14 protein-coding genes are annotated in these 17,748 nt (G+C 50.1%); 4 read left to right on the top strand and 10 right to left on the bottom strand.

Annotation, left to right across the window (positions count from 1 at the left end):
• Nucleotides 1–44: 44 nt before the first annotated feature.
• The 9 genes from pheA to B0F88_RS07570 form a co-directional block, all read right to left on the bottom strand.
• Nucleotides 45–1,130 (bottom strand): prephenate dehydratase, encoded by a 1,086-nt coding sequence (pheA, locus tag B0F88_RS07530; protein WP_104423337.1) that lies wholly within the window; start codon nt 1,128–1,130, stop codon nt 45–47.
• Between the two features lie 30 nt (nt 1,131–1,160).
• The gene (serC, locus tag B0F88_RS07535) at nt 1,161–2,240 is read right to left on the bottom strand and encodes a 3-phosphoserine/phosphohydroxythreonine transaminase (protein ID WP_104423338.1); all 1,080 of its coding nucleotides are present in this window, start codon (nt 2,238–2,240) and stop codon (nt 1,161–1,163) included.
• Complete coding sequence (gene gyrA / locus B0F88_RS07540; RefSeq protein WP_104423339.1) at nt 2,240–4,870, bottom strand: DNA gyrase subunit A; 2,631 nt, start codon at nt 4,868–4,870, stop codon at nt 2,240–2,242. The genes serC and gyrA overlap by 1 nt, the downstream gene beginning before the upstream one ends.
• A 305-nt stretch (nt 4,871–5,175) precedes the next feature.
• On the bottom strand, nt 5,176–5,895 hold the full coding sequence (locus B0F88_RS07545) for a dienelactone hydrolase family protein (protein ID WP_104423340.1): 720 nt from the start codon (nt 5,893–5,895) through the stop codon (nt 5,176–5,178).
• Between the two features lie 27 nt (nt 5,896–5,922).
• Nucleotides 5,923–6,408 (bottom strand): low molecular weight protein-tyrosine-phosphatase, encoded by a 486-nt coding sequence (locus B0F88_RS07550; protein WP_104423341.1) that lies wholly within the window; start codon nt 6,406–6,408, stop codon nt 5,923–5,925.
• 80 nt (nt 6,409–6,488) lie between these two features.
• Complete coding sequence (locus tag B0F88_RS07555) at nt 6,489–6,848, bottom strand: hypothetical protein (RefSeq protein ID WP_104423342.1); 360 nt, start codon at nt 6,846–6,848, stop codon at nt 6,489–6,491.
• An 11-nt stretch (nt 6,849–6,859) separates the two neighbouring features.
• Nucleotides 6,860–7,438, bottom strand: a complete 579-nt coding sequence (locus B0F88_RS07560) for an HdeD family acid-resistance protein (protein ID WP_104423343.1) — start codon at nt 7,436–7,438, stop codon at nt 6,860–6,862.
• A 279-nt stretch (nt 7,439–7,717) separates the two neighbouring features.
• A complete protein-coding gene (locus B0F88_RS07565) occupies nt 7,718–8,464 on the bottom strand; it encodes a hypothetical protein (protein ID WP_104423344.1) in 747 nt (248 codons plus the stop codon).
• 3 nt (nt 8,465–8,467) lie between these two features.
• A complete protein-coding gene (locus B0F88_RS07570; RefSeq protein WP_104423345.1) occupies nt 8,468–9,004 on the bottom strand; it encodes a hypothetical protein in 537 nt (178 codons plus the stop codon).
• Nucleotides 9,005–9,295: 291 nt separating this feature from the next.
• On the opposite strand from B0F88_RS07570, the gene B0F88_RS07575 reads away from it, so the two are divergent.
• The 4 genes from B0F88_RS07575 to B0F88_RS07590 all read left to right on the top strand — a co-directional run bounded on the left by B0F88_RS07575 (nt 9,296) and on the right by B0F88_RS07590 (nt 14,286).
• Nucleotides 9,296–10,930, top strand: coding sequence for a multicopper oxidase domain-containing protein (locus B0F88_RS07575; protein ID WP_258076591.1), 1,635 nt, complete (start codon nt 9,296–9,298; stop codon nt 10,928–10,930).
• 8 nt (nt 10,931–10,938) lie between these two features.
• Nucleotides 10,939–11,583, top strand: coding sequence for a copper oxidase (locus tag B0F88_RS07580; RefSeq protein ID WP_258076592.1), 645 nt, complete (start codon nt 10,939–10,941; stop codon nt 11,581–11,583).
• 6 nt (nt 11,584–11,589) lie between these two features.
• Nucleotides 11,590–12,570, top strand: coding sequence for an exo-beta-1,3-glucanase (locus tag B0F88_RS07585; protein WP_104423348.1), 981 nt, complete (start codon nt 11,590–11,592; stop codon nt 12,568–12,570).
• A gap of 528 nt (nt 12,571–13,098) precedes the next feature.
• Nucleotides 13,099–14,286 carry a D-alanyl-D-alanine carboxypeptidase family protein gene (locus B0F88_RS07590; protein ID WP_104423349.1) on the top strand — a complete coding sequence of 396 codons (1,188 nt, stop codon included), beginning with the start codon at nt 13,099–13,101 and terminating at the stop codon, nt 14,284–14,286.
• 276 nt (nt 14,287–14,562) lie between these two features.
• Here B0F88_RS07590 and B0F88_RS07595 read toward each other — a convergent pair whose 3' ends face one another.
• Nucleotides 14,563–17,007, bottom strand: a complete 2,445-nt coding sequence (locus B0F88_RS07595) for a nucleoside 2-deoxyribosyltransferase (RefSeq protein ID WP_104423350.1) — start codon at nt 17,005–17,007, stop codon at nt 14,563–14,565.
• Nucleotides 17,008–17,748 lie beyond the last annotated feature (741 nt).

Genomic DNA, 17,748 nt, shown 5'->3' on the forward strand with positions numbered 1-17,748 from the left:
GTTTGAGAGCTTGTAATACTCACTCGAAGAATGAGAAAGAAATTTTAGAGTACGGCTTTAGGATAAGAACCCAAAAGCTTCAGCATGTTAACGTTGTCGTTCAATATTGCCAAAGCCTTAGCGACATCGTCATCTTCACTGTGGCCTTCAATGTCGATAAAAAACACATAGTCCCATAATCCCTGGCGTGACGGCCTGGACTCGATATGCACCATGCCGATATTAAATCTCGCAAAAGGCTCCAATATCCGGTACAGCGCGCCGGGCTGGTTGCCCGTGGAAACGACCAACGAGGTTTTGTCGTTGCCGGTGGAAGCGGATATTTGCTGCCCGATAATGATAAAACGGGTGGTATTATTGGATTCGTCTTCGATATTTTTTTCGATGACATTCAATTGATAAATTTCAGCGGCAACGATGCCCGCTATTGCAACGGCCCTTTTATTGGTTGACGCTAATCTTGCGGCCTCGGTGTTGCTGTTGACCGCAGTCCGCTTGGCGTTCGGCAAATGGTTATCCAGCCATTGCCGACACTGCGCCAGGGATTGCTGGTGGGAAAACACCTCGGTCACTTGATCCAGGCTATCCACCAACCCCAACAAGTTTTGATGCACCCTGATTTCAACTTCTCCGCATATCTTTAGCGGCGAATTCAAAAACCGGTCCAGCGTATGGCTGATAACGCCTTCGGTGGAATTTTCGACCGGCACGACGCCGAACTGGCAGTTGCCGTTCTCCACCGCATTAAAAATATCGTTAATGGTTGCCGCCGGTACGGTTTTAACCGCGGAGCCGAAATGCTTAATTGCAGCTTGCTGAGTAAATGTACCCTCAGGGCCTAAATACGCCACATCCAGCGGTTTTTCCAGCGCCAAACATGCCGACATCAATTCCCTGAAAAAATGGGCCGCAGTATCATCCGATAAAGGCCCCTGATTCAAGTCCTTGATGCGCCGCAACACCAATGATTCGCGGTCCGGGCGGTAAAACGACCCTTGTTCACCCTGCGCAATCTTGGTTTTGGCAACTTCCATTGCGTAAGACGCGCGTTGATTGATCAATTGCAGAATCTGCTTATCGATTGCATCAATTTTGTCTCTTAATTCTGAAAGTGGGGTGACGGATGGCATAGCGGCCTGATTCAATTGTTAGGTTTTCGATTAATGAGTACGTTCAAACTCTGCCATGAAATCAATCAAGGCCTGCACACCGGCCTCCGGTATCGCATTGTAAATACTTGCCCGCATGCCGCCCACTGAACGATGCCCCTTCAACTCGAACAAGCCATTAGCTTCCGCAGCAGCCAAAAACGGCTTATCCAGGCTTTCATCGGCCAGAATAAACGGCACATTCATCCGCGAACGCGACGCTGTTTCTACCGGATTGGAATACAAAGCCGACTGGTCGATGGCCTGATAGAGTTTCGCCGCTTTAGCGATATTGCGTTGCTCGATACCGTCAACACCGCCCTGCTCTTTTAACCATTTCAGCACCAATCCGCACAGATACCAACTATAAGTTGCCGGCGTATTCAGCATGGACTGGTTTTTAGCCTGCTCGGCATAGTTGAAAACCGGAGGCACCGATTTCGACGCATGACCGATCAAATCGTCCCTGACGATGACCACGGTAACGCCTGCCGGGCCCATGTTTTTTTGCGTTCCGGCATAAATCAAGCCGTATTGGCTGACATCGATCTTCCGCGATAAGATGTTCGACGACATGTCCGACACCAGCGGCAGACCAAAGCTGTCGGGGCAAGACTGGAACTCGACGCCGTGTATGGTCTCATTCGAGGTATAATGCAGATAAGCCGCCTGACTGTCGATGAGCCAACTTGAAGCCTCGGGAATCGATGTGAATTTTGTATCTTCCGAACTGGCGCTGACCACCGCATTGCAATAAGCCCCTGCGTCCTTGATGGCCTTTTCCGACCATGCGCCGGTTTTCAGGTAACAGGCCTTGCTTTTGCCGTTCAGGATATTTTGCGGTATCAGCGAAAACTGCGCCGATGCGCCGCCTTGCAGAAACAAAACCTTATAGTTTTCAGGAACAGCCAGCAGCGCTCTTAAATCGCTTTCCAGCTCTTCGGCAATAATTGAGAAATGCTTGCCGCGATGGCTCATTTCCATAACCGACATGCCGCTATCCCGCCATTCCAGCATTTCCTGCTGTGCTTGCTTTAATACCGACTCAGGGAATGCAGACGGGCCTGCGCTAAAATTATAAACTCTGGACATTACGATTCCTCACCTGATTCACTATCGTCATTTGTTGTTTCATCCGATACATCTAATTCCGACTCGGCATCGTCTGAAAGCTCATCGTCGGCGTCATCGACCCCGGCCAAGCCTTCGATACGGTCAACGCCGATCACTTTTTCATTCTTGTCCGGCTTGATAATCGTCACGCCCTGGGTGTTTCGGCCAACCACCGAAATGCCGTCAACCCGGGTGCGCACCAAGGTGCCGCCGTCGGTAATCAGCATGATTTCGTCATGGTCGTTGACCAGTACCGCACCAACCACGGCGCCGTTGCGCGCTGATGTTTGTATCGCAATCAGCCCCTGTCCGCCGCGCTTATGGCAGGTAAATTCTTCCAGCTTGGTCCGCTTGCCGAAACCGTTCTCGGTGATATTCAGCACCGTGCCTTCGGTCGCGATAATCAGCGAAATGACTTTTTGCCCTTCCTGCAACCGGATTCCTCGCACCCCGGACGCCGTTCTGCCCATCGAACGTACATCTTCTTCATTAAAGCAGACTGCCTTGCCGGTGCTGCTGAATAACAGCACGTTTTGATGGCCGTCGGTCACCGCAACGCCGACCAGCGTATCGCCTTCCCTTAAATCGATCGCGATTTTACCGTTAGCGCGTTGGTTCTCGAATTCTTTTAGTGGGGTCTTTTTAACGGTGCCCGCCGTTGTCGCCATAAAGATGAACTTACTGTCGGTAAATTCGCGGATCGGCAACATCGCATTGATTTTTTCGCCTTCTTCCAACGGCAGCAGATTGACGAAAGGTTTGCCCCTGGCCGCCCGGCTTGCAACCGGCAACTGATAGACTTTTAGCCAGTAAATCTTGCCCCGAGAGGAGAAACACAAAATAGTATCGTGGGTATTGGCGACGATCAGCTTGTCTACATAATCCTGTTCTTTGGTTTGCGTCGCCGATTTGCCGCGGCCGCCGCGCCGTTGCGCCTTGTAATCGCTGAGCGGTTGGGACTTGACATAGCCTTCGTGCGACATGGTAACGACCATATCTTCCTCGGTAATCAGGTCTTCATCGGATAAATCCGAATGATTCTGGATGATTTCGGTGCGCCGTTCGTCGGAATACTGCTCCTTAATAGCGACCAATTCTTCCCTGATAATTTCCATCAAACGCACATCGCTACCCAGAATAAACAGATATTCGTCAATCTGCTCCAGCAACTGCTTGTATTCATTGACGATCTTGTCCTGCTCCAGACCGGTCAAGCGATGCAGGCGCAACTCAAGAATGGCCTGGGCCTGGGTTTCCGACAGGCGGTAAATTCCGTCATGAATGCCGAACTCCATACCCAAATCTTCCGGCCTGGAACGGTCCGCATCGGCGCGATCCAGCAACGCCGCAACCAGTCCTGCATCCCAGCTCTTTTCCAGCAAGCCGACTTTCGCGTCAGCCGGCGTGGCGGCCGCCTTAATCAGCGCAATCATTTCGTCGATATTGGCTAACGCAACCGCCAACCCTTCCAAGATATGCGCCCTTTCCCTGGCTTTCCGCAAGTTGTAAATCGTTCTGCGGGTGACAATTTCCCGCCGGTGATTGATAAAGGCGCTGATAATCTCGCGGAGATTCATGCAGTGCGGACGGCCATCCAGCAGCGCGACCATATTGATGCCGAACACAGTCTGGAATTGCGTCTGCTTGTACAGGTTGTTTAACACCACCTCCGGCACTTCGCCGCGGCGCAGTTCAATCACCATGCGCATGCCGTCTTTGTCCGATTCGTCGCGCAAACCGGAAATGCCTTCAAGCTTGCCTTCCTTGACCAGCTCGGCAATTTTCTCCAGCAACCTGGCTTTGTTGACCTGATAGGGCAACTCGGTCGCGATAATCGCCTGCCGGCTGCTGTCGCCGATGTCCTCGAAATGACAGCGCGCGCGCAGATAAATCTTGCCGCGTCCGGTGGTGTAAGCGCTGTAGATGCCGGAAGCGCCGTTGATAATGGCTGCGGTAGGAAAATCAGGCCCTGGGATATGAGCCATCAAGTCATGCACGGTCAGATCGGGTTGGTCTATCATCGCCAGACAGGCGCTGATCACTTCGGATAAATTATGCGGCGGAATATTGGTCGCCATGCCCACCGCGATGCCGGACGAGCCGTTAACCAATAAAGTCGGCACCCGTGTGGGCAATACTTTGGGTTCGGATTCCGATTCGTCATAGTTCGGCGCAAAATCGACTGTCTCCTTGTCCAGGTCGGCCATCAATTCATGAGCGATTTTCGCCATGCGCACTTCGGTATAACGCATCGCCGCAGGCGAATCGCCGTCGACCGAACCGAAATTGCCCTGCCCGTCGATCAGCATGTAGCGCATCGAAAAATCCTGCGCCATCCGCACCATCGTGTCGTAAACCGCAGTATCGCCGTGAGGATGATATTTACCGATCACGTCACCAACCACACGCGCCGATTTTTTATAAGGTTTATTCCAGTCGTTGCCCAACTCGCTCATCGCATACAATACACGGCGGTGAACCGGCTTAAGGCCGTCTCTGACATCTGGAAGGGCTCGACCGACGATAACGCTCATGGCGTAATCGAGATAGGACTGCTTCATCTCGTCTTCGAGATTGACAGGTATTATTTCTTTAGCGAAGTTTGACATTGATCCCTATATACACAGTGTGCCGTTAATACATACCGGCATGGTTTCGTGACTTAAGTTCGAACACACTTTTTCCTGGTTTCCTTGTTACGGCAATTGCTCCTGCGATCCTATCCGCCGCATCCGTGCAGCCGTAAGCGTGACGACTATATGGCATGAAATAAGCTGGTAATTATAGCAAATTGTCTGAATAGTGTCGAAGCCGATAGTGTTTTATTCATGACGACTGGGGTAAGCGCCGCCATTGCAGCGTTTTGGAATAATCCTTTTTCTGGCGCCGCGAAATACCGCGTTAACACACTTCGTCAAGCGAATATTTCAGTTAAGAAATTTTGCATCGCGGTCCAGGAACGCCGGTCCGCATCGGGCTGATAAACAGTGCCGAATGCCGGATCATTGGCCAGCGGATTGGTGAAGGCATGCATGGTGTTGCCGTAAGCATGCAGCTGCCAGTCCGCGCCTGCTTCGGTCATTTCCTGTTCGAAAGCAAGCACTTGTTCAGCCGGAACCAGCGGATCGTCCCGTCCACACAAAGCCAGGATCTTTGCCTTGATGGCGGTACCCTGCGTATTGCCGGGCGGTACCAGCAAACCATGAAAACTAACTACGCCTTTAATATCGGCGCCGGTTCTGGCCAAATCGAGCGAACACAAGCCGCCGAAACAAAAACCGATCGAGGCGATTTTACTGTCGTCAACCCAAGGCATCAGCTTCACCGCCGCCAAAGCCGCTTTCATGCGCTGTTGCAGCATAGCCCGGTCATCCATAAAAGGCTGCATGAGCTTCATGTTTTGTTCCGGGCCGGAGCCTAAAACGCCTTTGCCGTACATATCGACCGCAAAGCCGACATAGCCCAAAGCAGCAAGTTTTTTGGCCTTTTCGGCGACAAACTCGTCCCGTCCGACCCAGGTATGATTGATTAAAACCGCCGGCCTGCGGCCTGAAAGCGCATCGTCAAATGCAAAAAAGGCTTCCAGCACCACGTCGCCATCCAGATAAGTTACGGTATTCGATATTATTGTCATGGCATTACTCTCGTTACTAAGTCGTTGTTATTTTATGCCGCCCGATTCGCGCAAGGCTTTTAAAAAACCGGCGGAGGCTTCTTCCACCATGTCCAACACCCGTTCAAAGCCGTATTGACCGCCATAATAGGGATCCGGCACTTGGCGTTCATTCAAATGCGGAGCGTAATCAAGGAAATATTTAATTTTGGCTTGATGGTGTTCGGGGCAGGCGTTGATCAGGATTGAATAGTTTTCATCATCCATCGCCAATAAAAAATCGAAATCCTCGAAGTCGCCATAAGTGACTTGTCTGGCCCGCAAATGGGATAAATCGATGCCGCGCTCAAGAGCGGCCGATTGTGCCCGCAAGTCCGGCTCATTACCGGTATGATGCGCATGCGTACCGGCTGAATCGATAGCAAAATGCGTTTCCAGATCATGTTCCTTGATCAGCTTTGTAAAAACGCCTTCAGCCGTGGGCGAGCGGCAGATGTTGCCCATGCAAACGAAAAGAACCTTTATTTTTTCCATATTGAATATAAGACCGGTAAGTTAATCCTAATAACGCATATTGTAACGCTTGGATGGAAAAATAGGCATATCCTGCGAACTCAGCCTTTATTGCCATTGCCTGCAATCATCGACGCTATCATCAACACAATAATAACCAGCACCGGCCAGAAAGAGGGAGCCATAATAAAAACCCCTGTCAATGCAACAAATATCGCACACAACAACATAAACACGCCGACGCCTAAAAACAGCAGCACCATCAATATGCCGGTAATGATCATGACCAACAAAAATGTCGGCACAGCAGCAAAACGAACCAGCGGCTCTGCGACCGCATCGCCGTTGAGCATCACGCCGAGCTGCCCGGCGCCGGGATAAAACAAATAACTCAGTATGGCGATGGCCGCACCGGCTATCAGCACCTTTGCAGCCAGTCTATTATTATGTTTGTACTGCATAAAAAAGCAGTTTATTGGGCTTTATAGTGCAGGCTTATTCTAACCAGAGACCAACCCAGAAAAACCATATTGATACCTAAAAACAAGCCCAGCAGCCAATGCGCTGTTTCAGACCAACTCATCCAGATAATCAATGCAAAAACCAAGGCCGTAACACCACTGAACAGAATTAACTTCCAGTTAGCCAAAGGACGCATCATGAATGCCAGCGAAATTTTGGCAACACCTTCCAGTGCAAAAAACAGGGTTATCAACATCGTTAATGTCAGCGCCCCTGCAACCGGCCTGGTGATAAACAAGTAGCCGACAATAACCTGCAAGACACCCATGAATAGCCACCAGCCAAGGCCGGGCATGTTTGAAAATATAAAGGCCCGGCTAACATGGACAATCCCGCCGAGCAGCAAAATCCAGCCTAAAAATATGACTGTCGCCACCGTAAAAAACTGCGGGATCACTATCGCGCAAAGCCCGAGAAAAATAAAGAACACGCCTTCGGTCAGAAATAGTCGCCAATGCGTTTGCAAATATTGCTGCATTTGCCGCTGCATGTGTTGTATTTCGATATTGATGTCATCTAGTTTACTCATGGCTTTTCTCCTGACATATTTAAAAAATATTTACAGCCTTGGACTGTAGCTTTTCTAACAATAGGTAATGAGTCAAAAATCAGGCTGTATGATGCACCAACACTGAGCTGGTGCAACAGCTATTTTTCCCGGTTTATGAGTTCGCCGCGTCGCCGGCATCGTTGCCTGTTTGTCGGCATGCTATGCCTTGACCGCTAATGTCAAGGCTGTTGATATGGATCAGCCGCGATAGAAATACGGCTGATGCAGGGGAATTGCGTTTGTAATGACGGAAAAACGCTAGAAACTGTCAGCTTTCGACCGTGCTTCCTTTGCACCCGCAAAGTCCTGCTGCATTTCTCTAGCATGGGCTATCAATAACCAGCAGTGTTTTTTCAACGTATTATCAGTAGAGGCCAGTAGCGCGGATTTTTTTGCCAGATCTTCAGCCAAACGCGGCTTCGATTGTTTTAATCTCAATAACGCTAATTTATAAAACAAAGTCGCATTTCTCGGTTCAATTCTGATGGCCCGCTCAATAGCAGCGGCCGCCGAATCAAGGTCGCCCGACTTAGTGTTTTGATTCGCCGCCGAGACTAAAGCGTTGACGACAGGCGACAACGGAGCTGTAGCCTCTATCGGCTCAAACGGCGTCAATTCAGGAGCGGGAGGCGCCGGCGGCGTCTGTACTTCTACAGATGAGGGCAACGGCTGCGTCTGCGCTTCTACCGGAGAGGGCGATGCAGGGGCTTGCGTATCGACGGGTGTCGACTCTGAAAACGGCTGTATTGCCTGCTCTGTCGGCGGCAATGGCTCTGACTTTATTTCCGAAAACTCCTTAAGCGGCTGCGTTTTAACAACTTCCTTGGACGGAACAGACTGAGCGCTACGCGACTTGCTCTTTTTTTGTGCGCCGGCAGAAGACTTTGGGGTCTGAGGTTTGCCGTCATATACCGGAGCCGGTGGCTGTGAACCGTAAAATTCGGCACAACCGACCAGAAAAAACGGCAAAACGCAAAGGACAATTAATCGTTTAACTGGGATCATTTATTAAAAAAGCTCTATATTGTCGGACTGATCTTCCTGATGCGCACTTTTTATCGCAAGCGCTTCCTTTACAGACTTGCCATGCACGATGGCGTCGAACATCAGTTTTTCAGACTCCATCGTATATCGGGAACGGATTTCATGCTGAAATTGCCGCCATTCGGTCGGGTTATAAAGACGATCAGGGTCTTCCACCAGCTCAGACAAGCCTTTAAGATTTAACGTGACATGCTGCAAGCATTGCTGCATCCGATCATAAAACTGGAAAGCGATAATGGAGGCCTGGATTTTGCCGGTTGTTTCCGCGCAGCAAGCTAGCGCGTCCTCCCTGACCTTACAAGGATCAAGCGCAAGCAAGTGTTCATTGATACACTGCATATGCTCAACGATAGAGGTAAACGATTCTGTTAACGTATTGACCGAGACATCGGATTCATTGAGCATGTCTTCTACTTGAATAGCCGATAAAATGAGCATTTTTGACGTTTCCCTGACTTGAGTCCAATCAAGATCAGGGTTGTACGAGTTTGAGTTAGACATGCATTGAATACCAAGTAAAGATTTGTACAAATAAAGGCCGACATTTATGTCACGTATAAAAATTAACTCATCCGCTGACCCTTAAAATTCTGCCGGAATTATAGCAACTAATATACCTGACGGTGTTATTTAAAATCCCCCAAGCATCCAGACTATATCGTCTTCCGTATGAAAACCACCTTTGCCGCATTTGAAAATGCATCTAGGTTTTAACTTGTCAGGCATTTACAATAGCGGCACTTTGCACCCATTTGCTGTTGTTATATGTCCAAAAGATCCCTCTTTGTATTAATGCTTTTTGTCCCTGCATTAGTCGCTATTGCGGTTTATGTTGCACCGACCCTGTCACAAAAATCCGGCATTACGCCGCCCGAGACTATCTATAACCGTTCGGAAGAAACGGCGGCGGTAGAAAAGCCCTGCTCCGATGAACATCCCGATTGGCGGCAGGCGCAAGTTATCGACGGCGTAAAAATCGAGGCAGCGCCGTCCTGCGAACCGGATAACCCTTACGATATTGCCGTAGCTGTCAAAGGCGCCAATAACGTATCGATGCAGACCTTGATGCAGACCCATCTGGCCCAGGACGCCTTGACCATGACCGACGACCTGGATAATGACGGCGATCCCGACGTGATCCGCATCAAGCTGGAAGTCGTCGAACTAAACGGCGCAAGTCCCGACGGCGATTTCCTGATCAACACTTACGACATTGCCCCCGGCATCCAACCAGGGCTTTGGGTCTTCGCGCCCAAATCCAGCGGCATGGCGCTGAAAAATTTCAACTCACTGGTCGCCAATCCGCTGCTGCGCGCGCCGTCGCCGGTGATTCGGGTCGAACAGGGCGACAAGGTTTATGTCACGCTGGAAAATACCCATTATTTGCCGCACACCATCCATCTTCACGGCGTCGATCATGCCTGGGAAAGCAGTCCCGGCGTTGATAATGACGGCATGGAGGAACACCCGGTGTTCCCCGGCAAAAGCCATACCTACGAAATCCAGCCCCGGCATGCCGGGACCATGTTTTATCATTGCCACGTACAAACCGCCCAGCATTACATGATGGGCTTGAACGGCCTATTTATCGTCGAAGAAAATCAACCGAATAACTGGGTGCAAACCTTTAATATCGGTGCGGGCCAAGTGCGTCATCCTGCGGTTGCGGTACAAAAATCCTACAGCCAGGAATACGACTTATATTATCAGTCGGTCGATAAAAAACTGGCGCAAATCATACAAAATGCGAACGATCCAAGGCTGATCGCGCACCGGATGAGCCGCGAATACAACATGACCGAATCGTTCGAAAATTATTTCATGCTGAACGGTCATTCCTTTCCCTATACGCTCAGGGACGCGGTGGTTGTCGCCAATGACAACGAAGACATAAAGCTGCATGTCGCCAACGCCCAACGTTCTTTAGTGGCGCTGCATATCCACGGACATAAAGCTACGATCACCGCTTACGACGGCGTCGAGCAAGTGGCCGGATCGCAGATAACGCGGGACGTTTTCGACATCGCTCCGGCGCAACGCCTCGATTTGCGCCTGCGCACCCAAAACAACGGCTTGGACAGTTACGGCCCCGGCCTATGGATGTTCCATGACCACGTACCGACCGGCACCACTACCGACGGCATGGAGCCCGGCGGCAACATGGCAATCCTGGCCTACAAGCCCCTGCTTGATGAGCAAGGCATGCCGAAAATGCATGAAGCCTTCCTCGACCAGATATTTAACAAGGATTATTACGCAAAAAAACAAGCGGTCTGGGGAGAAGGCGATTTTGCGCCGTTACTCGGAGAAGCCGGATTGATTGCACCCGATTATGTCCGCATCATCATCTTCGGCTTGGCGGCCGGTTTAGCCATAGGACTGATTATTTTTATAGCGCTGGCTTATAAACGGAGGCAAAAACTATGAAACTCTTAGTGACACTCCTGATAATGCTGGGCTTACATTCCCATCCTGCGTTTGCAGACGAGACCATGGCGATGATGCATCACGGCAGCATGATGATGGATGAAAAAGGCATGATCATGAATGCCAACAGCGACAACCTGCCCAAGGATTGCCCGAAGATTTCCGGCGACGTCAATATCACCATCCATGCCGGCCAGAAACACGCGCTGAAATTTCCCGGCAAAATGTTCGCTTTCGACAACCAGGAATGGGATGTTGCGCCCTGCTCCCGGATTAACATCACCTTTATCAATGACGACCAGATACGCCATCAATTAATGATTCACGGCTTGCCGGGCTATATCTACCCACAGGGCATGTTTCACCTTGAACTCTACGGACAAGGCGAATTGAAAGCCTCACTGATCGTACCCAGCCAGAAAAAAACCTACCTCGTGCATTGCGAATTGGCGCAACATATGGAAAAGGGTATGAAGGCGCAATTAAAAGTCGATGGCGGCGATGTCGATTTACCCAGCATTCCAGGCATCAGCGAGCCGGTCAAAGCCGATATTTATCCGGTCGATTGGAACCAAACGGCTTGGGCGGTGTTGATTGTTTGCGCGTTGATAGGCTGCGTTGTGCCGTTTTTTATCATAAAAAATAAATTGTAGGGCCTCATGAAACAGCTACTGTCGTTCGTTATAATTTCCATCATGCTGGTTACGTGCCAAGCCGCATCGGCGCGTGAGCCATCAAAAAAATCCAGCAAGAAAGACGTCCTTCAGTGCGCCGCCTTTAGCCCCTACGTCGGCAAACTTAACCCCGATTACGGCGCTCGTCCGTCCAAAGAATTAATTAACGAACTGCTGGATAAATTAGTCAAGGAAACCCCTTTCCGCTGCATCATGACTTACGGCGTCATGAATGGGCTGGAATATACCTTCGCCGCCGCCGAAGCCCGGCATCTTAAAGTCATTGCAATCATCTGGCTGGATGACGACATCGCCGTCAATTCGCGGTCCATCACTGCGGGCATTGAGGCCGCAAAAGCCTATCCCAAAACCATCATCAAGCTGAGTTGCGGCTCCGAAGTCAGAACCCGCAACGACTATGCCTTTGACGGCGAAATAACCCGTTGCATCAATGCCATGCACGAAGCGGGCGTAGCCCAACCGATCACCACGATAGATACCTGGTGGGAATGGTGCAACCGCGTTTCGCCCTGCCACCAAACCAATTTCGGCGAACAAGTCGATTGGATAGGCATCAATGTTTTCCCGTGGTGGGAAAACAAATATTCCGACGTTCTTCCCTGCACCCCGGCAAATAAGGCCGCCGATTTTCATATCGCACGGATTGAGGAAATTCGCCGGACTTATCCCGGTAAAGAAGTCATATTGACTGAGTTCGGCTGGCCGAACGGCCCAGAAGGCGGCATTGAGAGCAATAAACATACCGGGCAGCTCTGCGGCGTTGCAGGCAAGAAAAATCAGGCGCTTGTCGTTAAATCGACCTTCAAAAAACTGGCTGAAAAAGGCTGGTCCGGCACCGTGTTTGAGGCGTTTTCAGAGAACTGGAAGCCCGGCGATGAGGGTGATTTTGGCCGTTTCTGGGGGATTTGCCAAGGAGAGCCGCCTTACACCTGTATAAATTTTTAGTTCGTAAGTCGCATTGAGTAACCGCCCTAACTGAAATCCGATTATTCATTACAATCATCGCAGTTTATAATTGCGCATGGCTCTACTTCTACTTTGTCAGCTTATACGCAAGCTCGTCATCCTCGCCGGGAGCGGGGATCCAGCGCCATGGATGGTAAGCTAAAATCCATCCCTGGAGCCTGGATTCCGGCACAAATCCGTCTGGAACGGATTTGCATTAACCCGAAGGGTGTCAGGCAGGATAGCCTGACATGAATCCCTGCCGGAATGACGATTCTGGATTGTGCGTCCATTGAATCTGACAAAGTAGAATTAGGGAAGCGCTGATTTAGTCCTTCGACAGGTTCAGGATGAACGGTAACGTATTGATTTCGTTCGTGGTAAGCCTGTCGAACCATGAACGGAAGCATTTTGTTCAACGCTTTCCTAGATATGATCCCTTAAAGACACGTTATGTGGCCCGGTTGCACGGGCAGCAAACCCCGCTATACTTTCATTATTGCCGATTTTTTTTGAGACCCGTTTTAAATGACTAAAGTTAAATTAACCCTACTTATCTTAAATGCCGTGTGGCTGTTTGCAGTATCCGAGGTCAGTTACGGCCGCCATGCCGCAATTATTATCGATGCCGATAACGGCAACGTCTTGCACGAAGTAGAAGCAACTCAGTCATGGTATCCCGCCTCGCTAACCAAACTTATGACGTTGTACATGACATTCGACGCGCTGAAAGCCGGGCAAATTCGTCTGCACGACACCTTAACCGCATCAAGCCACGCCTCGCAACAACCCAACAGCAAACTGGGCTTAAGACGCGGCGAACATTTAACCGTCGAAGACGCTATTTTGGCGATTATCACCCGTTCTGCGAACGATGCGTCTGTGGTTCTTGCCGAGCATCTTGGCGGGACGGAAGAAAATTTTGCCGCCAACATGACGGAAAAGGCGCATGCATTGGGGATGTACAACACGCATTTCATGAACGCGACCGGCTTGCCGAATAACTGGCAAGTCACCACGTCCAGGGATATGGCGGTTCTGGCCTGGAAAGCACAGCGCCATTTCCCCGAATATTATCACTACTTTGGCGCGCACAGCTTTAATTACAAAGGCGCAGAACTGCGCGGCATCAACAAATTCACAGCCAATTATCCGGGCGCCGAAGGCATGAAAACAGGATTCACCTGCGGCTCCGGCTTCAACCTGATCGGCGCGGCTCATCAAAACGGCAAGCACCTGATCGGCGTGGTCATGGGCGGCAAGACCAGCCAGGAACGCTACCAGCTAATGATGCAAAAAATGGATGCAAGTTTCGCCAATCTAACCAACATCGATCCGGCTAGAAACATCAACACCATGCTAACCAACTCAGCAGGCAGCCCCCCCTACCAACTTGATTGCGGTAACGGAGGCGCTACACGCTCAATACCAAGCTCTAGGCACGTCAGCTATACGCCTAAGCATAAAAATACCAGCCGAATTAAATCCAATGTCAGAGGCGTTAACGCGGTTCAGCCTAAAACCACCACTCGGATCAAGACCAGCATCAACCCCATCAACAAGAGCAAGATTCCGCCTAAAACCATCAATCAAGCCAAGGCCAGTGTAAAACCTGTCAGCAAACTCCCGGCTAAAAGCAAAAACTTTCATAAACCCAAAACCGATATTAAAGCAGCCGGTAAAACCAAGAGTACACAAAAAGTTGCACTTCGTTGAGTTAAGGATACGGTCATTAATAACTTCCCAATATGGATCGGGGTAAATTTTTTCCGTTCGCCCTGAGCCTGTCGAATGGGGGGTTATGGAAAAATTTCGGTCTACCGCGTCAAGCCGATCATGCTTCGACAAGGCTTTAGTCCTGAGCGTAGTCGAAGGATCAGCACGAACGGCTTAACGATAGAAAACAGAAGACAGTGATTTCGGGAAGTTATTTTTTAACCAAATCCTAAGCTGCTAAACCTCCTCAAATGAATACGTTGACTTTAAAGCGAATCATAGGATAAAGAAATAGTTCAGATTGTTGTCATTTCCTCTGAAAAACACCTCGGTATGGTTTCGCTGGGTGGCATATACGGAGGAAATTTTGCCAGCACCGGCGGCTACCGGAAAGTCTCTGAAGTTTTCATCGTCATGCGCCCAGCCGCCTCCTTGCACCGGAACATGGAAGTTATTGAGGCGACCGTCTTCGCCCCGGAAAAACACCTCGGCATGTTGCCGCTGAGTCGAGAAAACCGCGCTGATCTCCCCGTCCCACGCCACCTTCGCAGCTTTGAAAGCCTCGCCATCATGTCGCCATCCGCCATCGTTAACATAAAAATAATGCAGATAACCGTCTTCCCCTCGGAAAAACACCTCGGAACACTTTCGTTGCGGGGAAAAAACCGCGCTCACCGCGCCGCCGACTTTTACTGCTTTGAAAGCCTCGCCATCATGTCGCCATCCGCCATCACTAACATAAAAGTAATGCAGATAGCCGTCTTCCCCTCGGAAAAACACCTCGGCATGCTGCCGCTGAGCCGAGAAAACTGCGCTGATCTCCCCGTCCCAGGCCACCTTCGCAACTTTGAAGCTCTCGCCATCATGCCGCCATCCGCCATCGCTAACATAAAAGTAATGCAGATAACCGTCTTCACCTCGGAAAAACACCTCGGAATGGTTTCGTTGCGGGGAAAAAACCGCGCTCACCGCGCCGCTGACTTTCGCCGCTTTGAAGCTCACGTCATCATACGCCCAGCCGCCCTCTGGTGTAGGGATATAAAAGTAATGCAGGTAACCGTCCTCACCTCGGAAAAACACCTCGGAATGATTTTGTTGCGGGGAAAAAACCGCGCTGACCGCACCGCCGACTTTCGCCGCTTTGAAGCTCGCGCCATCATGTCGCCAGCCGCCATCGATAACATAAAAGTAATGCAGGTAACCGTCTTCACCTCGGAAAAACACCTCGGAATGGTTTCGTTGCGGCGCGAAAACGGCACTCAGCTCCCCGCCTGCCTTCGCAGCCCCAAAGCTGCCACTGCTACTATCATGATACCAGTTTTGTCGGCCAACACTGGACTGCATCCACGTTGCATAGGGATGATACGCTTTGTCTGCCAGGGGGTGAGCTGTCCGCCAGGGAATAAAGCGGTTACCCGAATCTAATTTCAATAATTTCCATACCCCATCAACGTATAATTTGAGCCCATTAGCGTATGCTTCATTAAGTTCACCATAATATTTGCTTCCTAGCTCGTATACCTTATTGACTTCAGCATGGATATTAGGTGAATAGCGCGGATCTCCCTGGGCCTTAAGGAATGCGTCCTGTTCAACCAGCTTGCCAAATATTCCATTGACATCATCAGTGGTATCGAAGAGATGTCCCGCCATCTGCAGTGCCGGATGGACAAGTCCGTGGGCTCCGCCGCAAAAAGCACGGGAATCTGATCTGTACAGAACAATGGGCCGTCCCATGGCAAAGGCCATCCCGGCTTCGGCAACGGCGCCGTCATCAGGAACCCGGCCGTTGAGATTAATGACGAAATAATCGCATTTGACCAGATGGTATACGTCGATAGTAAACGAGTTAATATCCGCATAGTGGAGCGCAGTCGCCGCTATCACGCCCGCCGAATTATCCAAATCCCCCATCATGGCTTCTACGCCGTCGCGGTGCGGAAGATAAGTATGTGGCCCTGCCACTTCTCCTGCCCGCGCTATATCTATAGATTCGGCAATTTTTGCTATTTCACGGATTTCCGCAGGACAAAACAGCGGGCCTGAGCAGTAAACTTTGCCATGCTTGGCACCCGACGGTTTCCCATCGTATGTGAGCAGCTTTTCCACCAATGGTTCGTCCTTCATTGCCGTCAGGATTTCTCCCAAGTTACGGCCTTTGTAGCCCGTCCACACTTTCTCTCCAAGCTTCTGCAGCGATTTGTTATACCCAGGGATAAACTCGCTTTTCCAAGAATTACTGTTGTACATGCTAACCTGAGATTTAACGCGGTCGCTAAGGTTCTTTATGTCTTTCACCGGCTCGTAGTTTAAGCATAAACCGGTTATCATCGAATTATCACCCGTTGACATGAATGTCCGATAATCCGATTTATACAAGACAACAGGCTTCCCAGTCGCGAATGCAACAGCCGCCCAAAACACCGAACCTTCGTCCGGCGTCCTGCCGTCCAAGACGAGGACACATGCATCGCTCGTTTGGATAAGGTTATAAAAATTAACCGCGCTGCTCAGAAGAATGGCCCTTTTTGCTTCCGACGCATTCGCTGAATCATGGCTGGACAAGAACTCAAACAGTTGTTTGTCGAATCCGTCGATGTATGGCTGATAGGTTGTGTATTTTTGTTTGCCGTATTCGAGTTCCGCTCTGACTCTATCAGCAACCCAGCGTTCATCTTCGGTGTACATTGGAGATAGAATTGATATTTTTCCTGTTGTCATACAATTATCCTCTTTGATTGTTTTTGATTAGGACGACCCGTTACACACGGCGATGTCGTACTACTCGGTTATTTTCAAACTCCCTAAGCGCTCTCGTTAGGTTCAGCAAAACTACTCGTCAAATCCGACTTTCGTTTCCGACCGTTGCAAGAACCCACAATTAGATATACACATTTAAAATGTATATTAAACTCAAATAGCCGAGGTGTAGTGGCGCATAATGCCGCATACTTAATCCGTTAGAATAGATGCTATAGTAATTACATTATTGATAGCAACCTTATTTATGCAAACTTCAAATACATACTTGGATCAGGTCCGTGATCGTATCCGCATTAAGCACTACAGCATCCGTACAGAAACGCAATAGCGCAATGGATCAAGCGATTTATTCTGTTTCATGGCAAACGGCACCCACAAGAAATGGAGTCCACTTTAGTGGGACGTTTTTAACGCATCTGGCGGTTAATGGGCATGTATCGGCTTCGACGCAGAACCAAGCATTGTCTTTTATACAAGGAGGTGCTGGCTTGGTACGGATGAGCGGCGTATATGGGCTAATGGCGAATAGGCTGCACGGAACCGGGATGCATATGCTTGCGGGTTAAGTATGTGGATTTCGAGCGCGGTGAGATTCTGATCAGTGACGGCAAGGGCGTGTTAAGTCCATCGGATCAGATATATTGCCGACACTCACGACTTGAGCCTTTTTTGAGTACGCCGTCCGGCACATGCGCCTCT

The organism is Methylobacter tundripaludum, from assembly GCF_002934365.1.
Taxonomy (GTDB): Bacteria; Pseudomonadota; Gammaproteobacteria; order Methylococcales; family Methylomonadaceae; genus Methylobacter_A; species Methylobacter_A tundripaludum_A.

What these genes read in the sequence shown, in the direction of transcription:
- B0F88_RS07590 (WP_104423349.1), top strand. Translation starts at nt 13,099, where the DNA reads ATGACTAAAGTTAAATTAACCCTACTTATCTTAAATGCCGTGTGGCTG.
- B0F88_RS07550 (WP_104423341.1), bottom strand. Translation starts at nt 6,408, where the DNA reads ATGGAAAAAATAAAGGTTCTTTTCGTTTGCATGGGCAACATCTGCCGC.
- B0F88_RS07560 (WP_104423343.1), bottom strand. Translation starts at nt 7,438, where the DNA reads ATGAGTAAACTAGATGACATCAATATCGAAATACAACACATGCAGCGG.
- pheA (WP_104423337.1), bottom strand. Translation starts at nt 1,130, where the DNA reads ATGCCATCCGTCACCCCACTTTCAGAATTAAGAGACAAAATTGATGCA.
- B0F88_RS07555 (WP_104423342.1), bottom strand. Translation starts at nt 6,848, where the DNA reads ATGCAGTACAAACATAATAATAGACTGGCTGCAAAGGTGCTGATAGCC.
- serC (WP_104423338.1), bottom strand. Translation starts at nt 2,240, where the DNA reads ATGTCCAGAGTTTATAATTTTAGCGCAGGCCCGTCTGCATTCCCTGAG.
- B0F88_RS07570 (WP_104423345.1), bottom strand. Translation starts at nt 9,004, where the DNA reads ATGTCTAACTCAAACTCGTACAACCCTGATCTTGATTGGACTCAAGTC.
- B0F88_RS07545 (WP_104423340.1), bottom strand. Translation starts at nt 5,895, where the DNA reads ATGACAATAATATCGAATACCGTAACTTATCTGGATGGCGACGTGGTG.
- gyrA (WP_104423339.1), bottom strand. Translation starts at nt 4,870, where the DNA reads ATGTCAAACTTCGCTAAAGAAATAATACCTGTCAATCTCGAAGACGAG.
- B0F88_RS07565 (WP_104423344.1), bottom strand. Translation starts at nt 8,464, where the DNA reads ATGATCCCAGTTAAACGATTAATTGTCCTTTGCGTTTTGCCGTTTTTT.
- B0F88_RS07575 (WP_258076591.1), top strand. Translation starts at nt 9,296, where the DNA reads ATGCTTTTTGTCCCTGCATTAGTCGCTATTGCGGTTTATGTTGCACCG.
- B0F88_RS07595 (WP_104423350.1), bottom strand. Translation starts at nt 17,007, where the DNA reads ATGACAACAGGAAAAATATCAATTCTATCTCCAATGTACACCGAAGAT.
- B0F88_RS07585 (WP_104423348.1), top strand. Translation starts at nt 11,590, where the DNA reads ATGAAACAGCTACTGTCGTTCGTTATAATTTCCATCATGCTGGTTACG.